This is a genomic window from Nocardiopsis suaedae (assembly GCF_027706745.1).
In the GTDB taxonomy this organism is placed as follows: Bacteria; Actinomycetota; Actinomycetes; order Streptosporangiales; family Streptosporangiaceae; genus Nocardiopsis_A; species Nocardiopsis_A suaedae.
On record NZ_JAQFWP010000076.1, the window covers coordinates 1 to 16093 of the forward strand.

General features: G+C 75.8%; 11 protein-coding genes. 8 read left to right on the forward strand and 3 right to left on the reverse strand.

Annotation, left to right across the window (positions count from 1 at the left end):
* Nucleotides 1–48: 48 nt before the first annotated feature.
* Genes O4U47_RS27245 through O4U47_RS27255 form a run of 3 tightly spaced genes read right to left on the reverse strand, consistent with a single transcriptional unit; the run spans nt 49 to nt 4630 of the window.
* Nucleotides 49–2406: a transglutaminase family protein gene (locus O4U47_RS27245; protein WP_270680839.1), complete on the reverse strand. Its 2358-nt coding sequence runs from the start codon at nt 2404–2406 to the stop codon at nt 49–51.
* A complete protein-coding gene (locus tag O4U47_RS27250) occupies nt 2403–3587 on the reverse strand; it encodes a DUF58 domain-containing protein (protein WP_270680840.1) in 1185 nt (394 codons plus the stop codon). The genes O4U47_RS27245 and O4U47_RS27250 overlap by 4 nt, the downstream gene beginning before the upstream one ends.
* Nucleotides 3588–3637: 50 nt before the next feature.
* On the reverse strand, nt 3638–4630 hold the full coding sequence (locus O4U47_RS27255) for an AAA family ATPase (RefSeq protein WP_270680841.1): 993 nt from the start codon (nt 4628–4630) through the stop codon (nt 3638–3640).
* Nucleotides 4631–4977: 347 nt separating this feature from the next.
* Here O4U47_RS27255 and mraZ point away from each other — a divergent pair, with 347 nt between their 5' ends.
* The 8 genes from mraZ to murD all read left to right on the forward strand — a co-directional run bounded on the left by mraZ (nt 4978) and on the right by murD (nt 15944).
* Nucleotides 4978–5409 (forward strand): division/cell wall cluster transcriptional repressor MraZ, encoded by a 432-nt coding sequence (mraZ, locus tag O4U47_RS27260; protein ID WP_270680842.1) that lies wholly within the window; start codon nt 4978–4980, stop codon nt 5407–5409.
* Between the two features lie 190 nt (nt 5410–5599).
* The gene (rsmH, locus tag O4U47_RS27265) at nt 5600–6586 is read left to right on the forward strand and encodes a 16S rRNA (cytosine(1402)-N(4))-methyltransferase RsmH (RefSeq protein WP_270680843.1); all 987 of its coding nucleotides are present in this window, start codon (nt 5600–5602) and stop codon (nt 6584–6586) included.
* Nucleotides 6587–6623: 37 nt separating this feature from the next.
* Nucleotides 6624–7100, forward strand: coding sequence for an FtsB/FtsL family cell division protein (locus O4U47_RS27270; protein ID WP_270680844.1), 477 nt, complete (start codon nt 6624–6626; stop codon nt 7098–7100).
* A gap of 147 nt (nt 7101–7247) precedes the next feature.
* Nucleotides 7248–9182, forward strand: a complete 1935-nt coding sequence (locus tag O4U47_RS27275; protein ID WP_270680845.1) for a peptidoglycan D,D-transpeptidase FtsI family protein — start codon at nt 7248–7250, stop codon at nt 9180–9182.
* 113 nt (nt 9183–9295) lie between these two features.
* Nucleotides 9296–10867 (forward strand): UDP-N-acetylmuramoyl-L-alanyl-D-glutamate--2,6-diaminopimelate ligase, encoded by a 1572-nt coding sequence (locus O4U47_RS27280; RefSeq protein WP_270680860.1) that lies wholly within the window; start codon nt 9296–9298, stop codon nt 10865–10867.
* Between the two features lie 1172 nt (nt 10868–12039).
* Nucleotides 12040–13473: a UDP-N-acetylmuramoyl-tripeptide--D-alanyl-D-alanine ligase gene (locus O4U47_RS27285; RefSeq protein WP_270680846.1), complete on the forward strand. Its 1434-nt coding sequence runs from the start codon at nt 12040–12042 to the stop codon at nt 13471–13473.
* A 41-nt stretch (nt 13474–13514) separates the two neighbouring features.
* Nucleotides 13515–14528, forward strand: a complete 1014-nt coding sequence (gene mraY / locus O4U47_RS27290) for a phospho-N-acetylmuramoyl-pentapeptide-transferase (RefSeq protein ID WP_051060546.1) — start codon at nt 13515–13517, stop codon at nt 14526–14528.
* A gap of 3 nt (nt 14529–14531) precedes the next feature.
* Entirely contained in the window at nt 14532–15944 is a 1413-nt protein-coding gene (gene murD / locus O4U47_RS27295) for a UDP-N-acetylmuramoyl-L-alanine--D-glutamate ligase (protein ID WP_270680847.1), read from the forward strand.
* The last annotated feature ends 149 nt before the right edge of the window (nt 15945–16093 follow it).

Consider the following 16093-nt stretch of genomic DNA (forward strand, 5'->3'; position numbering starts at 1 on the left):
AGCGTCGTCCTGGTGGTCGCGAGCCGAAAATGATCCGAGAAACACGCCCTAGGCCGTGGCCGCCGCCTTGGGACTGCGGCGCGTCGATCCGGTGCCCGTCAGCGAACGGGGGAGGAGCACCGCCCGCACGCGTGCGCCCCTGCCGGACGCCCGCCGCAGCGCGGTGCCCGTCCTCCTCAGGTCGGCCACCAGGGCGCCCGGCGGGGCCGCCGCCGGGGCGGGGGCATAGCGCGCCGCCTCCTCGGCCAGGGCCAGCCTCCGCAGCGCCTCGGCGTCCGCCTCGGCCAGGCCGCGCTCCTCGGTGAGCCTGCGGGCGGCCGCCCTCGGGGACTCCGCGGGCGTCCAGTCCAGGCCCAGGTCGACCGCGAGCGCGCGCACCTCCCGCCAGGCGGCGGCCGCCCCCTCCGCGGGCGCGGCCGCGCCGCCGGCCCGGGCCACCCGAGACCGCCGCACCACCAGGCGCACCGCCGCCGGGGCCAGCAGGAGCGCCAGCACCGCCGCCGCGGCCCCGGCGGCGGCCACCGGGGCGGTCCACGCGGGGGAGCCGGAGCCGCCCTGCGGCCCCTCCGGCTCGGCGGCGCCGCCCGCCTGCGGCTCCTCTTCGTCCTCCGGCTCCTCGGTCTCCTCCGGGGAGTCGGGCTCAGGCGTCTCCTCCTCGGGGCGGTCCGGCGACGGCCCCGCCCCCGGCTCGTCCGGCTCGTCCAGCGCCTCGGGAGTGGCGTAGCCGGGCACCGTGGCCGACCCCTGCCCGCTCCCCGAGGAGGGCGTGGGCTCGAACCGGAGCCAGCCCACCCCCTCGAAGTACAGCTCCGGCCAGGCGTGCGCGTCGGACTCGCGCACCTCCCACCGGTCCCCGCCCACCTGGCGGCCGGAGGTGTAGCCGACCGCCACCCGGGCGGGGATGTCCAGCGTGCGGGCCATCACCGCCATCGCGGCGGCGAACTGCTCGCAGTAGCCCACCTGGTCCTCGAACAGGAAGGACGCCAGCGGGTCCTCCCCTTCGGCGACCTCCGGCGGGTCCAGCGAATAGGTGAACCTGTCCGGCGAGGTGAACCACTCCTGCAGGGCGACCGCCTCGGCCAGCGGCCCGTCGGCCCCCTCGGCCACCGACTCCGCCAGCTCCGCCACGTCCGGGTCGCCCCCGTCGGGCAGGTCGGTGAACCGCCCGTCGGTCCGCGGGGCGGAGCCCCGCTCGGCCACCTCGGCCGGGTCGGGCGGGGCCAGGCTGGTGACCGTGTACCGGGCGCCGACGTCCTGATCCCCGGTGCTGTACACCATCAGCGACTCGGGGTCGGCGTACCACTCGCCGCCGATGTCGACGCTGCGCGCCGGGTACGGCACCGGCAGGAACCGGGCCTCGTCGGGCGCCTGCGCCAGCCGCACCTCGGTGTCGACCTCCCGCGGCGACAGGGCGGTGCTCAGCCCCGGCGGCCGGGGCAGCTCCCCGTCGACCCGGGTGCCGTCCTCGGCGCGCACCGGCGCCATCGTCCAGTCGGTGCCGTCGAAGGTGTCCAGGGCGTAGGTGCGCAGGTAGCCGGGGGAGTCCTCGGCGGTGGTGTACTCCAGCACCACCGCGTCCGACCGCGACGCCAGGTCGCGGCGCAGCGACACCAGCGGGTGCTGGGTGGTGACGACCTCCTCGCCGAACCGGGACGGGTCGGCCAGCCGGTGCACCTGCCCGTCGGCCAGGCCCGGCACCGCCAGCGGCACCACCAGCGCCAGCACGAGCGCCCCGGCGGCGGCACCGGCCCCCGCCAGCGTGTGCCACACCGCCCCCGCCGCCCGGGAGGGGCCGCCCGCGGCCACGGGCGCCCCGGCCGGGCGCTCGCCGCCGCGGAGCAGTCCGTCGACGGCCAGCAGCGCCACGTACCCCCCGGCGGCCAGGGCGAACGCCCCGGCCCCCACCCCGGAGTCGTCGACGGCCAGCGGCACCGACGCGAACGCGGCCACCGGCAGCCCGACCAGCGCGGGCGTGCGCGCCACCACCGTGAACAGGTCGGCGACCAGCGCCACCAGGGCCGCGCCGACGGCGACGATCAGCGCCATGGCGGGGGTGCCGCCGATCGGCGGCGGGCTGGCGTCGATCTCGGCCCGCCCCTGCGCGAACATCTCGGCGGCCCGCTCGATGGAGCCCCCGGTGGGGACCAGCCCCAGGAACGCCTCCTGGGGCGCGGCCAGCGCGCTCAGCGCCAGCACCGCCACCAGCGCCTGCACCGGCGGTGCGGCGGCGGCCGCGCGCGGCACGGCGCGCAGCACCGTCCCGGCCAGCGCCATCAGCACGACCACGGTGACCGCGGTACCGGCCCACCCCGGCCCACGGAACAGCGGCGACAGCAGCGGGAGCGAGCACAGCACAGCGGCCGCCGCCGCGAGCGTCAGGGCGGCCGCGCGCACCTGGGCCCTCATCGGAGGCCTCCCGTCGCGGCCGGCAGGGCCGCCCAGGCGGCGGGCAGGTCGTCGAGCGTGCGCACGCGCAGCACCCGCCAGCCCGACCGGGCGAGGACGGCTTCGGCGTCCGCGGCCCCCGGGGCGTCCGGGGCGCACAGCACCGCCACCCGCTCCCGTTCGCCGCCGACGGCCGCAAGCGCCGCCGCGTCGGCGGTACCGAGCGCGCCGGCCACCGCGACCAGGGGGCCTCCGCCCGGGTCGGCCCCGGCCAGGGCCCAGGGGCCCACCGCACCCGGGGCGGCCTCCGGCGCCAGCGCCAGCGCCTCCACGAGGCGCGCCGCGCCGCCGTGGGCGCCGTCGGCCTCGGCGATCCGTCCCGCCCCGGTGGCCACCCGCACCCGGCGCCCCCGCGCCTGCAGGTGCACCGCCACGGACGCGGCCGCGGCCACCGCGGTCTCCGCGCCCGGGTCGGAGGATCCGGCCGCACGCATGTCCACGAGCACGTCGGCGTCCTCGGCGTGGTGGGCCTCCTCGCGGCGCACCATCAGCGCCCCGTGCCGGGCGGTGCTGCGCCAGTGCACCCGCCGCAGGTCGTCGCCGCGCTGGTAGGGCCGGGGGACCGGATCGTCCTCGCCCCCGGCCGCCATCGACCGGGCCGGGCTCTCGCCCAGTTCGGCGGCGCCGCCGTGCGGCCCGTCCGGCCCCAGCGCCACCAGGCGCGGGGTGACCAGCAGCGCCTCGGGCCCACCCAGGGTCCTGCGGACCCGGGCGCACCCCAGCGGGTCGGCCACGGTCACCCGCAGCGGCCCGACGGTGTGCAGCCCGCGCCGGGCGGCGGTGACCCGGTAGGCCATGTCGTGCGCGCCGCGCGGGGGGAGCAGGCCGACCCGGAAGCGGGGCGCCTCGCCCAGGCCGGGCGCCAGGGCGTCCTCGGCCAGCACACCGCCGACGGGCCGCACCGCGCCCGCGTTGGCCACCCGGACCATGACCAGCGCCTGGGACCCGGCGGCGACCCGGGACGGGCGCAGGGTGCGGCTGTGCACCAGCAACCGGCCGACGCCCGCCAGGGACAGCAGCGACAGCGGGGGCAGCGCGAGGAGCAGGACCGCCGCGGCGACGAGCGTGCGCTCGCCGACGAACAGCCCGGCGCCCAGGAGGAGCGCGCCGAACACGAGCAGTCCCGTTCCTCGGGCGGTCAAGGCGTGCAGGGGGCTCACCTCTCAGCGGGGGCCGGGCGGTGGGCCCGGTGTCAGCGGGGGCTGGGGATGGGCAGGCGCGCCACCAGTTCGGCGACGACCTGCTCGGCGGTGCGGCGCTCCACCCGCGCCTCGGGCGCCAGCAGCAGCCGGTGGGCCAGCACCGGCACCGCCAGCGCCTGGACGTCGTCGGGCACGACGTAGGCGCGGCCCTCCAGGGCGGCGTAGGCCCGCGCCGCCCGCACCAGGTGCAGGGTGGCGCGCGGGGAGGCGCCCAGCCGCAGGGCGGGCGAGGTGCGGGTGGCGGCCACCAGGTCGACCACGTAGCGGCGCACCCCGGGGGCCACGTGCACGGTGCGCACCTGCTCCACCATCGACCGCACCTCGGCCACCGACGCCGCCGGGGCGAGGCGCTCCAGCGGCTCGTCGGCCCCGTGCATGTCGATCATGTCCAGCTCGGCCTGGGGGGCGGGGTAGCCGACCGCGATGCGCGCCATGAACCGGTCGCGCTGGGCCTCGGGCAGCGGGTAGGTGCCCTCCATGTCGCCCGGGTTCTGGGTGGCCACCACCATGAAGGGGCGCTCCAGCGGGCGCGGGGTGCCGTCCACGCTGACCTGCATCTCCTCCATGCACTCCAGCAGGGCCGACTGGGTCTTGGGGGAGGCGCGGTTGATCTCGTCGCCGAGCACGATGTTGGCGAACACCGGGCCGGGGTTGAACTCGAACTCGCCCGTCTCCTGGTGGTAGACGCTGACGCCGGTGATGTCGCCGGGCAGCAGGTCCGGGGTGAACTGGACGCGCTGGACCGAGCAGTCCACCGCCCTGCCCAGCGCCTTGGCCAGCATGGTCTTGCCGACCCCGGGCACGTCCTCGATCAGCAGGTGCCCCTCGGCGAGCAGGACGGTCAGCGCCATCCGCACGACCTCCGGCTTGCCTTCGATCACCGAAGCGACCGCCTGGCGGATGCGGTCCGCGGCCGCCGGCAGGGGCTCGGCCGCCCCCGGCGCCGGGCGGCCCCGGCCGTTGTGGTGGGTGCCGAGTGACACGTGTCCCCTTCCCGGTGGAGCGGCCGACGGGTACGCGCGCGCCCGGGGAGATGGAGGGCGCCGCGGAATTGAGGCTAGAAGGAAAAGGGAGGAAAGCAAACCTAAACGGAACGATCCGCGGCGGCCGGACGGGGGCCGGACCCGGCCGGGCCGCCGGGGGTGATCCGTGCCGCCCCACCGCGCCCTCCCCGCGCCCCCCACTCCGCCCCACCGGTTCTGACCTGCGCGTTTGTGGGCCGAAATGCCGTCGAAGCGGGATTGGAACTGTTGACGGTGGGGAAGAGTGGAGTACAGTGGGGCATCGTGGAGGAGGAGACTGCTCCACCGGGGCTTGGGAGGTGGGGCCGGTGTTCCTCGGCACGCACTCCCTGCGCCTCGATGAGAAGGGGCGGCTGTTCCTTCCGGCGAAGTACCGCGACGAACTGTCGGGGGGACTGGTGATCACGAAGGGCCAGGAGCGCTGCCTCTACGCCTTTCCCGTGGACGAGTTCCAGCGGGTCACCGAGAACCTCCGGACGGCGCCCGTCACCGCCAAGGCGGTGCGCGACTACAGCCGCGTCCTGTTCGCCAGCGCGTCCGACGAGGTCCCCGACAAGCAGGGGCGGATCACCGTCCCGCCCGCCCTGCGCGGTTACGCGGGGCTGGAGCGGGAGTGCGTCGTGATCGGGGCCAACACGCGCCTGGAGATCTGGGACGCCGCTGCCTGGGCCGAATACGAGGCCGAGCAGGAGCAGGCGTTCGCGGAACTCTCCGAGGAGGTGTTGCCGGGGGTGCTGTGAGACGCGGCGCCCGATCCCGATCTCATCACGGCCCCGCCTGGACCCCCGGCCTTCAGATGCGGACCGGTGCCAGCTGACGTGACTTCCCCGGCGCCAGGTGGCCCCCGCGTCTGAAGGCCCGTCCGGGCGCGGGCGGACCGGGGGGACCGCCGCGGGGCGGTACGCGCACGACGCAGGGGGAGCTGTGCTGATGGGGGACACCGACGCCGAGACGGGCGCCGGAGAGGACGGGCGCACCGCGCACGTGCCGGTGATGCTGGAGCGCATCGCCGAGCTGCTGCGCCCGGCACTGGAGGAGCCCGGCGCCGTCGTCGTCGACGGCACCCTGGGCCTGGGCGGGCACGCCGAGGCCCTGCTCCGCGCGCACCCCGGCCTGCGCCTGGTCGGCATCGACCGGGACACCACCGCCCTGGACCGCAGCCGCGCCCGCCTGGCCCCCTTCGCCGACCGCGTGGAGTTCGCCCACGCCGAGTACGACGACCTGCCCGGGGTCCTCGACGGCCTGGGCGTCCCCGAGGCCCAGGCGGTCCTGCTCGACCTGGGCGTGTCCTCCCCCCAGCTGGACGAGGCCGGCCGCGGCTTCGCCTACTCCTACGACGCCCCCCTGGACATGCGGATGGACCGCACCCAGGGGCTCACCGCCGAGGAGGTCGTCAACGCCTACCCGGCCGCCGACCTCACCCGGATCCTGCGCGACTACGGCGAGGAGCGGTTCGCCGGGCGCATCGCCCAGGCGATCGTCCGCGAGCGCGCCGGCGCCCCCATCACCTCCACCCGCCGCCTGGCCGACCTCGTCCGCGAGGCGATCCCGGCGGCCACCCGCCGCACCGGCGGCAACCCCGCCAAGCGCACCTTCCAGGCGCTGCGCATCGAGGTCAACGGTGAACTGTCGATCCTGGAGCGCGCGCTTCCGGCCGCGATCGACCGCCTGGCCGTGGGCGGGCGCATCGCGGTGCTGTCCTACCACTCCCTCGAAGACCGCATGACCAAGCGGGCGCTCGCGGCGCGGGCCAAGGACACCACGCCGCCCGACCTGCCGGTCCCCCTTCCCGACCGGCAGCCCGAGCTGCGCCTGCTGACCCGGGGCGGCGAGACCCCCGACGAGCAGGAGAGCGAGCGCAACCCCCGGGCCGCCTCGGCGCGCCTGAGGGCCGCCGAGCGGACGCGCCGGCGCTGAGCGGGCGCCGCGAGGACCGGTAGAGGGAGGGCAGGAGATGACCACGACCACCCGGGGCGCCCCCCGCGGCGGGAGCGCGCCCGCAGGCGGCGCGCGCACCGGCCGCGCGGCGGCGCCCACGCGCACCCGCCCGGCCGAGCGCGGGCCGGCCCCGCGCACCGGCACCGCCCGCGCGCCGCGGCGCCCGGCCGCACCGGCGCGCGCCCCGCGCATGCCGTTCGTGCTGCTGGTGCTGGGGCTGCTGGCCGGGGCGCTGATCAGCCTGCTGGCGCTGCGCACCGTGCTGGTGGAGGACTCCTTCACCATCGCCCGGCTGCAGGCCGAGAACAGCGAGCTGGTCAACCGCCAGGAGAGCCTCCAGGAGGAGGTCGTCCACCTGGAGTCGCCCGAGCGGATCGCCCGCGAGGCCGAGGACATGGGCATGGAGCAGGGCGAGGCCCCCGGCTTCCTCTACACCGATGAGGGCCGCGTCAGTGGCGAGGGCTCCGGCGGGGCCTCCGGGGACGGCCCGTGACGCCCGCCGCGCCCCGGGCGCGGCGCACGCACACCGGGGACGCGGCCGACCGCGCCCCGGGGACCGGACACCGGGGACACGGAGAGGACGGCAGGTGAGAGCGAGTCGACGCCGCAGAGGCCGCAGAGGCGGAGCGGAGGGCCGCCGGTGAGCCCGTCCCGTGACGGGCGCTCCCGCGACCCGCGGCGGCCCGCGCGCGGCCCCGCGCCGCGCGGAGGACGCCCCGACCGCCCCCGCGGCGGAGCCGCCCGCCCCCGCCGCCCCGCAGGCCAGGAGCCCCCGCGCCGCCGCCCCGCCCGGCCCCGGCCGGGGAGTGGGCCGCCGCCCCCCTCGCCGCTGCTGCGGCGCCGCTTCCGCCGGGGCGACCCGCAGCGGCGGCTGCGCATCGCGGTGATGATCATGGCCGTGGTGATGGTGCTCTTCACCGGCCGCCTGGTCTACATCCAGGGCATCAACGCCGCCACCTACGCCGAGCAGGCCGCCGACTCGCGCATGGCCACCATCGACATCCCCACCACGCGGGGCTCCATCACCGACGTCGACGGCAACCCCTTCGCCCTGTCGGTCGAGGTGCGCACGGTCTTCGTCGACCCCGAGGAGATCCGCGACGACGAGCGCGACAGGGTCGTCTCCGAGCTGTCCTCCCGGTTCGACCTGGACCCCGACGAGGTCGCGGAGAAGGTCGGCGCCACGCCCTCCCGGTACGAGGTGGTCAAGCGCGAGGTGCCCCCCGACGACTGGGAGGACCTGTCCGAGCTGGGCCTGCAGGGGGTCGGCGCGCAGAAGGACTACAAGCGCGTCTACCCGGAGGAGTCCGGCGCCGCCGACCTGGTCGGCTTCGTCGGCTCCGACGGCGCCGGGCTGGAGGGCATGGAGGCCGTGCTGGACTCCACCCTGGCGGGCAGGCCGGGCAAGCAGCAGGTGGAGATGGGCGCCACCGGCACCCAGATCCCCATGGCCGGCGGGTACGCCCGGGAGCCGGTGCCCGGCAAGGACGTGCGGCTCACCCTCGACCAGGACGTGCAGTGGTACGCCCAGCAGGCGCTGGCCGAGCGCGCCGAGGAGCTCGGGGCCCAGGGCGGCAGCATCATCGCGATGCGCCCCACCGGCGAGATCGTGGCCATGGCCGACTACCCCACCTACGACCCCTCCGACATCGCCGGCACCGACCCCGAGAACCGCAAGAACGGCGCGGTCTCGGAGGTGTTCGAACCCGGCAGCACCAACAAGGTGATCACCGCCGCGGCGGCCCTGGAGGAGGGGAAGACCAGCCCGGAGTCCGTGTACACGGTGCCCTACTCCATGGAGGTCTACGACCGCACCTTCAAGGACTCCCACATCCACGACACCGAGCGGATGACGCTCAACGGCATCATCGCCCAGTCGTCCAACGTGGGCACCATCAAGGTGGCCCAGCAGCTCGGCGCCCAGGGGCTCTACGACTACCTGGGCAAGTTCGGCTTCGGCCGCCCGACCGGGCTGGACCTGCCCGGCGAGGAGGCCGGGGTGCTCAAGCACCCGGACGACTGGTGGGGCACCCAGCTGGCGTCGATCTCCTTCGGCCAGGGCCTGTCGGTGACCGCGATGCAGATGGCCAGCGTGTACGCCACCATCGCCAACGACGGCGTGCGGGTGGAGCCCCGCCTGGTGGCGGGCACCGTCGGCGCCGACGGGGAGTTCCGGCCCTCCGACGAGCCCCGCAAGGAGCGGGTGGTGAGCGAGGAGACCTCCGACGAGGTGAAGCTGATGCTGGAGGCCGTCACCGGCGACCAGGGCACCGCCACGCAGGCGCGGATCGACGGCTACCGGGTGGCGGGCAAGACCGGCACCGCCAACAGGGTGGACCCCGAGACCGGGCGGTACGAGAGCCGCAGCTACACGTCGATGTTCGTGGGCTTCGCCCCCGCCGACGACCCGGAGCTCATCGTGCAGGTCGTGCTGCACAACCCGCAGAAGGAGTACTACGGGGGCGAGGCCGCCGGGCCGCTCTTCAAGGACGTCATGTCGTTCGGGCTGAAGTCATTGAAGATCCCGCCGTCGGAGACCGAGCCGCCCAACATCAAGCTGTTCGAGGACGAGTAGCGGTGCGCGGCGGGGCGGACGGGCACGGCCGCCGGCGTCCCGCCCCGCGCCGCCGCGCGGTGGATTATCCGTGGGCCCCGAACAGCCGATAGCCTCTCGGCGTGCCACCCGTGATGCGACCTGACCACAAGCAGCTCCGCCCGCTCTCCGAGCTGGCCCGCCTTCTGGGCCCCGACGCGTTCGTCACCTGCGTCGACCAGGGCCTGCACGAGGAGGCCGCCGACCCCGGCGCGACGGTGATCACCGGGATCACCCACGATTCGCGCGCCGTGCGCCCCGGCGACCTGTACGCGGCCCTGCCGGGGACGCGGGCGCACGGCGCCGACTTCGCCGCCCAGGCGGCGGAGGCCGGCGCCGCCGCCGTCCTCACCGACCCGGACGGCTACGACCGGGCGGCCGCCACCCGGCTGCCCGTGGTGACCGTGGCCGACCCGCGGGCGGTGCTGGGGGAGGTCGCGGCCTGGGTGTACGGCCACCCGGCCGACCGGATGCTGCTCATCGGCACCACCGGCACCAGCGGCAAGACCACCGTCAGCTACCTGGTGGAGTCGGGGCTGCGCACCGCGGGGGAGAAGACGGGGCTGATCGGCACCGTGGAGATGCGGGTGGGCGGTGAGCGCGTCGACTCCTCGCTGACCACGCCGGAGGCCACCGACCTGCACGGGCTGTTCGCCGCGATGCTGGAGCAGGACGTCGCGGCGACCGCCATGGAGGTCTCCAGCCACGCCCTGGCCCTGGGCCGGGTCGGCGGCACCACCTACGACGTGGCGGTCTTCACCAACCTGTCCCAGGACCACCTGGACTTCCACAGCGACCTGCGCGAGTACTTCGAGACCAAGGCGAAGCTGTTCACCCCGGGCTTCGCCAAGGTCGCCGTGGTCAACCGGGACGACCGCTTCGGGCGCGCCCTGGTGGACATGGTCGCGGCCGGCGGCGAGGTGCCGGTGACCACGTTCTCCTCCGAGGGCGACCCGGAGGCCGACTGGCGGGCGGTGGACGTGCGCCTGGGGGCCCGGGGCAGCGCCTTCCGGGTCGTGGGCCCCGGCGGCGTGGAGCTGGACGCGTCGGTGGGCCTGCCCGGGCCGTTCAACGTCTCCAACGCGATGGCCGCCATCGTCGGCCTGGTGGAGGCGGGGGTGCCGGTGCACACCGCGGTCGAGGGCGTGGCGGCCGCGGCGGGCGTGCCGGGGCGCATGCAGCGCGTCGAGGCGGGCCAGGACTTCACCGCGGTGGTGGACTACTCGCACAAGCCGGGCGCCATCGAAGCGGTGCTGACGTCCCTGCGGGAGGTCACCGAGGGGCGGCTGACGATCGTGGTCGGCTGCGGCGGCGACCGCGACCGCTCCAAACGCCCGCTGATGGGCGAGGCGGCGGCGCGGCTGGCCGACGCGGTGGTGCTCACCGACGACAACCCGCGCAGCGAGGACCCGCTGGCGATCATCGGGTCGATGCTGGAGGGCGCGGCCAAGGTGCCGCGCGGGGAGCGGGCGCGGGTCACGGTCGAGCCGGACCGGGCCGGGGCCATCGCCCTCGCGGTCGACCGGGCGGGCCCCGGCGACGTGGTGGTCGTCGCGGGCAAGGGGCACGAGCGGGGCCAGAAGGTCCTCGACGAGGTGCACCCCTTCGACGACACCGAGGTCCTGGAGGAGGCCATGCGCCGCCGCCTGGCGCGGGAGAAGGGCTGAGCACAGGGCTGTTCCGCCCTCTCGTTGACGCTTCTATGTCAAGCGGCCAATGAGAGCGCTTGTTTTTCGCGGTCCGGGCGGGCGGCTCGGCTGGTACCCCGATCTGGGCCCCGGCCGTCCGTCAGGTCGGCGGAGAGCCGTCCGAGCGCCCAGTGTGCACAAAAGTGCACACTGGGCGCACGGGAGTGGTTGAAAGCGCGCACGCGTTGCCCCAGGGGGTTCCCGCAAGGCCCTACAGGGGCCAGGAACCGAACATTCGGGCGTACCGGGCGCCCACCCGGTCTCGGGACCGCCCGGACCCCCGGCTGCCAGACGGACGGCGGGCAGGGCCGGGGAAACGCCCGGCTGTCGCCGTCGCCGCCCTCTTCGGCGACCACGCACACGCCCACTGCTCGACAGTGCTGCTGGTAGGTCCGCCCACCTCCGTCGTCGGCGCCTTCTCCCTTACATCCCGGTGGCCTGTCGCCCGGCCGGGGTCCGTGAGTGGGGGACCCCTGTTCCCTGTCCGTTTCAACGGGCGCGACGGGACGGTGTTCGCCGGAGTGGTCCCTCCGGGGGCGGCCGACGACAGGCCTGCCGCTCCGGCACCCGCCGCCCCGGGGCACTGTGCGGGTTCCCACGGTGACGTCCGCTGAACGTCCCGCGAATTCTCGCGTCCCCCGAGCCCCCGGTGACGGCGGACGGCCCATCGTCGAATCGGACAAACGGCCGAATATCGGGCGCAAGCGAATCTGCTTCGGGATCGTTACCGACGGCCGATCCCGGGAAGGCGGTCCCCGGGGAGCCTCCTGCCGGAACCGGTCGCCGGGGCCTCCCGCCCGGCCCCGCGGGTGCGGTGACCCTGCGCACGCGGTTCCGGATCGTCGCAGGTGGGGGCGACCGCCCCCGAAGGGGTGCGCGCACCGGTCCGGTGCGCGCTCCGACGCCCTCCGGGTGCGCCCGGATCCGGTGCCGATCCGGGCGCGCAATACGGCCGGGACGCAACCCCCGATATCCCGAATGCTCTAAGGTAGGTCCGGCAATCGCTGCCCGGCCCCGCGGCGTGCCGCTGCCGCCTCGCGGTCGACCAGCCCCAGCGCGATCCCCGGACCGGCGCCGTGCATGGGCTGTGTCCGTCACCCCGATCGAGGCGCCGCAGGCGCGGAGGACCGGGCCCGACATGAGGAGTGGATTTGATCGCGCTGACGCTCGATCGGATCGCTGAGATCACCCGAACCCGGATACGCGGATCCGCGCGCCCGGACGCCACCGTGACCGGCCCGGTCGTCGTGGACTCCCGGCAGGCCGGTCCAGGCTCGCTGTTCGTGGCGCTCGGCGGGGAGCGCGCCGACGGCCACGACTTCGCCGGTGCCGCCGTCGCCGCGGGCGCCGCGGCCGTCCTCGGGTCCCGGCCGGTCGAGGCGCCGCAGTTGCTGGCCGACGGCGGCGACGACGGGGTCGTGGCCGCGCTCGGACGGCTGGGCCGCGCGGTCGCCGACGGCGTCACCGCCGCGGGGGCCGACATCGTGGGGGTCACCGGATCCTCCGGCAAGACCACCACCAAGGACCTGCTCGCCCAGGTGCTCGGGCGGCTCGGCCCCGTCGTGGCCCCGGCCGGCTCGTTCAACAACGAGATCGGCCACCCGCTGACCGTCCTGCGCGCCGACTCCGGCACCCGCTTCGTGGTCATGGAGAAGGCCGCCCGCGGCATCGGGCACATCGCGCACCTGTGCACCATCGCGCCGCCGCGCATCGGCGTGGTGCTCAACGTCGGCAGCGCGCACATGGGCGAGTTCGGCGGACGCGAGGCGATCGCCCGGGCCAAGGGTGAGCTGGTGGAGGCGCTGCCCGCCGCCGACGACGGCGGCGTGGCCGTGCTCAACGCCGACGACGACGCCGTGAGCGCCATGGCCTCGCGCACCGCCGCCCGGGTGGTCACCTACGGCCGCGGCGACGGCGCCGACGTCCGCGCCCGCGACGTGGAACTGGACGCCGCCGGGCGGGCCCGGTTCACCCTGGAGCTGAACGGCGGCACCGCCCCGGTGCGCCTGGCGGTCGTCGGCGAGCACCAGGTGCACAACGCGCTGGCGGTCGCCGCCGTGGCCGCCGAGTTCGGCATGGACGCCGCGGCCGCCGCCGAGGCGCTGGCCCAGGCCGGCCCGGTGAGCCGCTGGCGCATGGAGGTCGACGAGCTCGACGACGGCACCACCGTCGTCAACGACGCCTACAACGCCAACCCCGAGTCCGTGGCGGCGGCCCTGCGCACCCTGGGCGCGATCGCCGACCGGCGCCGCTCCTTCGCGGTGCTGGGCGCCATGGCCGAGCTGGGCGGCGAGGCGCGCGCGGCGCACGAGGAGGTCGGCCGCCTGGCCGCCTCCCTGGGCGTCGACGGGCTGATCGTGGTCGGACAGGAGGCCGCCCCCATCGCCGACGGGGCGGCGGGGACCGCCGGATGGCAGGGGGAGGCCGTCGCCGTCCCCGACGCCGCCGGCGCGGTCGAGGCGCTGCGAACGCGCCTGCGGCCCAAGGACGTCGTCTTGGTGAAGGGATCGCGCGTGGCCGGGCTGGAGAAGGTCGCCGAGAAGGTGGCCGAGGGGCTTACCGCGTCGGGGAAGGACGCCCAGTGAGCAATATCCTCATCGCAGCGGCGATCTCCCTGGTCATCTCCATGCTGGTGATGCCGCCGCTGATCCGGATCCTGTTCCGGTTCAAGTTCGGCCAGGAGGTCCGGGACGACGGCCCCGAGGGCCACAAGACCAAGCAGGGCACGCCCACCATGGGCGGCATCGTCATCATCCTGGGCGCGGTGCTGGGCTACTTCGGCTCCCACCTGGCGCTGATGACCCGCCCCACGGTCTCCGGCCTGCTGGTGATGTTCCTGTTCGTCGGCATGGGCGCGGTCGGCTTCCTCGACGACTTCATCAAGATCTACAAGCGCCGCAGCCTGGGCCTGCGCAGCGGCGCCAAGATGCTGGGCCAGACCGTCATCGGCGTGGGCTTCGCCTACGGGGTGACCAAGTTCCCCAACGGCTACGGCTACACGCCCGCCTCGCCGCAGCTGTCGTTCCTGCGCGACTTCGGGCCGCCGCTGTGGATCGGCATCTTCGTGATCTGGGCGCTCTTCCTCATCGTCGGCTTCTCCAACGCCGTCAACCTCACCGACGGCCTGGACGGGCTGGCGACCGGCGCCACCATCCTGACGCTGGTCTCCTACGTCATCATCGGCAACTGGCAGCTCCGCCAGAGCTGCAGCGAGGCGCTGCTGTCGCCCAACTGCTACCCGGTGCGCGACCCCCTCGACCTGGCGGTGGTGGCCGCGGCGGGACTGGGCGGCTGTATCGGCTTCCTGTGGTACAACGCCCCGCCCGCCAAGATCTTCATGGGCGACACCGGCTCGCTGGCCCTGGGCGGCCTGGTCGTGGGCCTGGCCATCACCACCCGCACCCAGCTGCTGCTGCTCGTCATCGGCGGCCTGTTCGTGCTCATCACCGCCTCGGTGATGCTCCAGGTCAGCTCGTTCCGCCTGACCGGTAAACGGATATTCCGGATGGCGCCCCTGCAGCACCACTTCGAGCTCAAGGGGTGGGCGGAGACGACCATCGTCATCCGCTTCTGGATCATCCAGGGCCTGCTGGTGGGCACCGGTATCGGCCTGTTCTACCTGGAATGGATGCCGAGGTAGCCGATGGCGGACGGATTCGAGGAGGGCCTGTACGGCAGGCCGGTGTGCGTGGCCGGGCTCGGCGTGTCCGGGCCGCCGGTCGCCCGCTCCCTGCTGGACTGCGGGGCCGAGGTGACGGTCGTCGACGGCCGCGACGACGCGGCCTCCCGCGAGGCGGCCGAGGCGCTGCGCGCCGCGGGCGCCCGCGTGGTGCTGGGCTCGGACGCCCTGCCCGAGGGCGCCGGCCTGGTGGTCACCTCCCCGGGGTGGCGCCCGGACGCGCCGCTGCTCACCGCGGCGGCCGCCGCCGGGGTCGAGGTGATCGGCGACGTCGAGCTGGCCTGGCGCCTCAGGCCGGACGAGCAGGTGTGGCTGGCGGTCACCGGCACCAACGGCAAGACCACCACGGTGCGGATGCTGGAGGCGATGCTGCGCGCCGACGGGCGCGACGCCCTGGCCGTGGGCAACGTGGGCACCCCTGTGGTGGAGGCGGTACGTCCCCGCCCGGACGGGTCCGTCCCGCAGGTGCTGGCGGTCGAGCTGTCCAGCTTCCAGCTGCACTGGTCGAGCTCGCTGCGCCCGCACGCGGCCGCCGTCCTCAACGTCGCCCCCGACCACCTGGACTGGCACGGCGGGTTCGACGCCTACGCCGAGGCCAAGGGGCGCATCTACGCGCGCGGCACGGTGCGCGTGGCCAACACCGCCGACGAGCACTCGGTGCGCCTGGCCGAGCAGGGCGACCCGCACACCCCGCTGGTCGGCTTCGGCCCCGGCACCCCGCGCCCCGGGGAACTGGGCGTGGTGGAGGACCTGCTGGTGGACCGGGCCTTCGTCGACGACCCGGTGCACACCGCCGAGGAGCTGGCCGCGCTGGGCGACGTGCGCCCGGCCGCGCCGCACCAGGTGGCCAACGCGCTCGCGGCCGCGGCACTGGCGCGCGCGGTGGGCGCCGCACCCAAGGCCGTGCGGGAGGGGCTGGCCGCGTTCGGGCCGGAGCCGCACCGCATCGCCCCGGTGGCGACCGTGGACGGAGTGCTCTACGTCGACGACTCCAAGGCGACCAACGCCCACGCGGCCGGGGCCTCGCTCGCGGCCTACGAGCGGGTGGTGTGGATCGCCGGGGGGCTCCTCAAGGGCGCCGAGGTCGACGGCCTGGTGCGCTCGGCGGCGCCCCGGCTGCGCGCCGCCGTCCTGCTGGGGCGGGACCGCGCCGAGCTGCGCCGCGCGCTGGCCGAGCACGCCCCCGGGGTCGACGTGGTGGAGGTCGCCGAGACCGGCGAGGACGCCATGGACCGCGTGGTGGCCGAGGCGCGCGCGCTGGCCCGGGAGGGCGACACGGTGCTGCTGGCCCCTGCCGCGGCGTCGATGGACATGTTCGCCAACTACAACGTCCGCGGAGACCGCTTCGCCGAGGCGGTCCGCCGACTGCCGGCCTGACTCCGAAAGCGGGGCCGCGCCCCGCACCGGCCCGTCACCGCGCCCGGAGCCCGCCCGGCTCCGGGCGCGGCGCCGTTCCGGGGGATGCCCGCCGGAGCGGTGCGACCACGGGCGGCCATCGGTCAGGGCTCCGTGCCGTCCGCACCAAA

Bases quoted from the DNA above. Each gene is read 5' to 3' on its own strand.
- rsmH (WP_270680843.1), top strand. From the start codon at position 5,600: ATGGGGGACACCGACGCCGAGACGGGCGCCGGAGAGGACGGGCGCACC.
- O4U47_RS27280 (WP_270680860.1), top strand. From the start codon at position 9,296: ATGCGACCTGACCACAAGCAGCTCCGCCCGCTCTCCGAGCTGGCCCGC.
- O4U47_RS27270 (WP_270680844.1), top strand. From the start codon at position 6,624: ATGACCACGACCACCCGGGGCGCCCCCCGCGGCGGGAGCGCGCCCGCA.
- murD (WP_270680847.1), top strand. From the start codon at position 14,532: ATGGCGGACGGATTCGAGGAGGGCCTGTACGGCAGGCCGGTGTGCGTG.
- mraY (WP_051060546.1), top strand. From the start codon at position 13,515: ATGCTGGTGATGCCGCCGCTGATCCGGATCCTGTTCCGGTTCAAGTTC.
- O4U47_RS27245 (WP_270680839.1), bottom strand. From the start codon at position 2,406: ATGAGGGCCCAGGTGCGCGCGGCCGCCCTGACGCTCGCGGCGGCGGCC.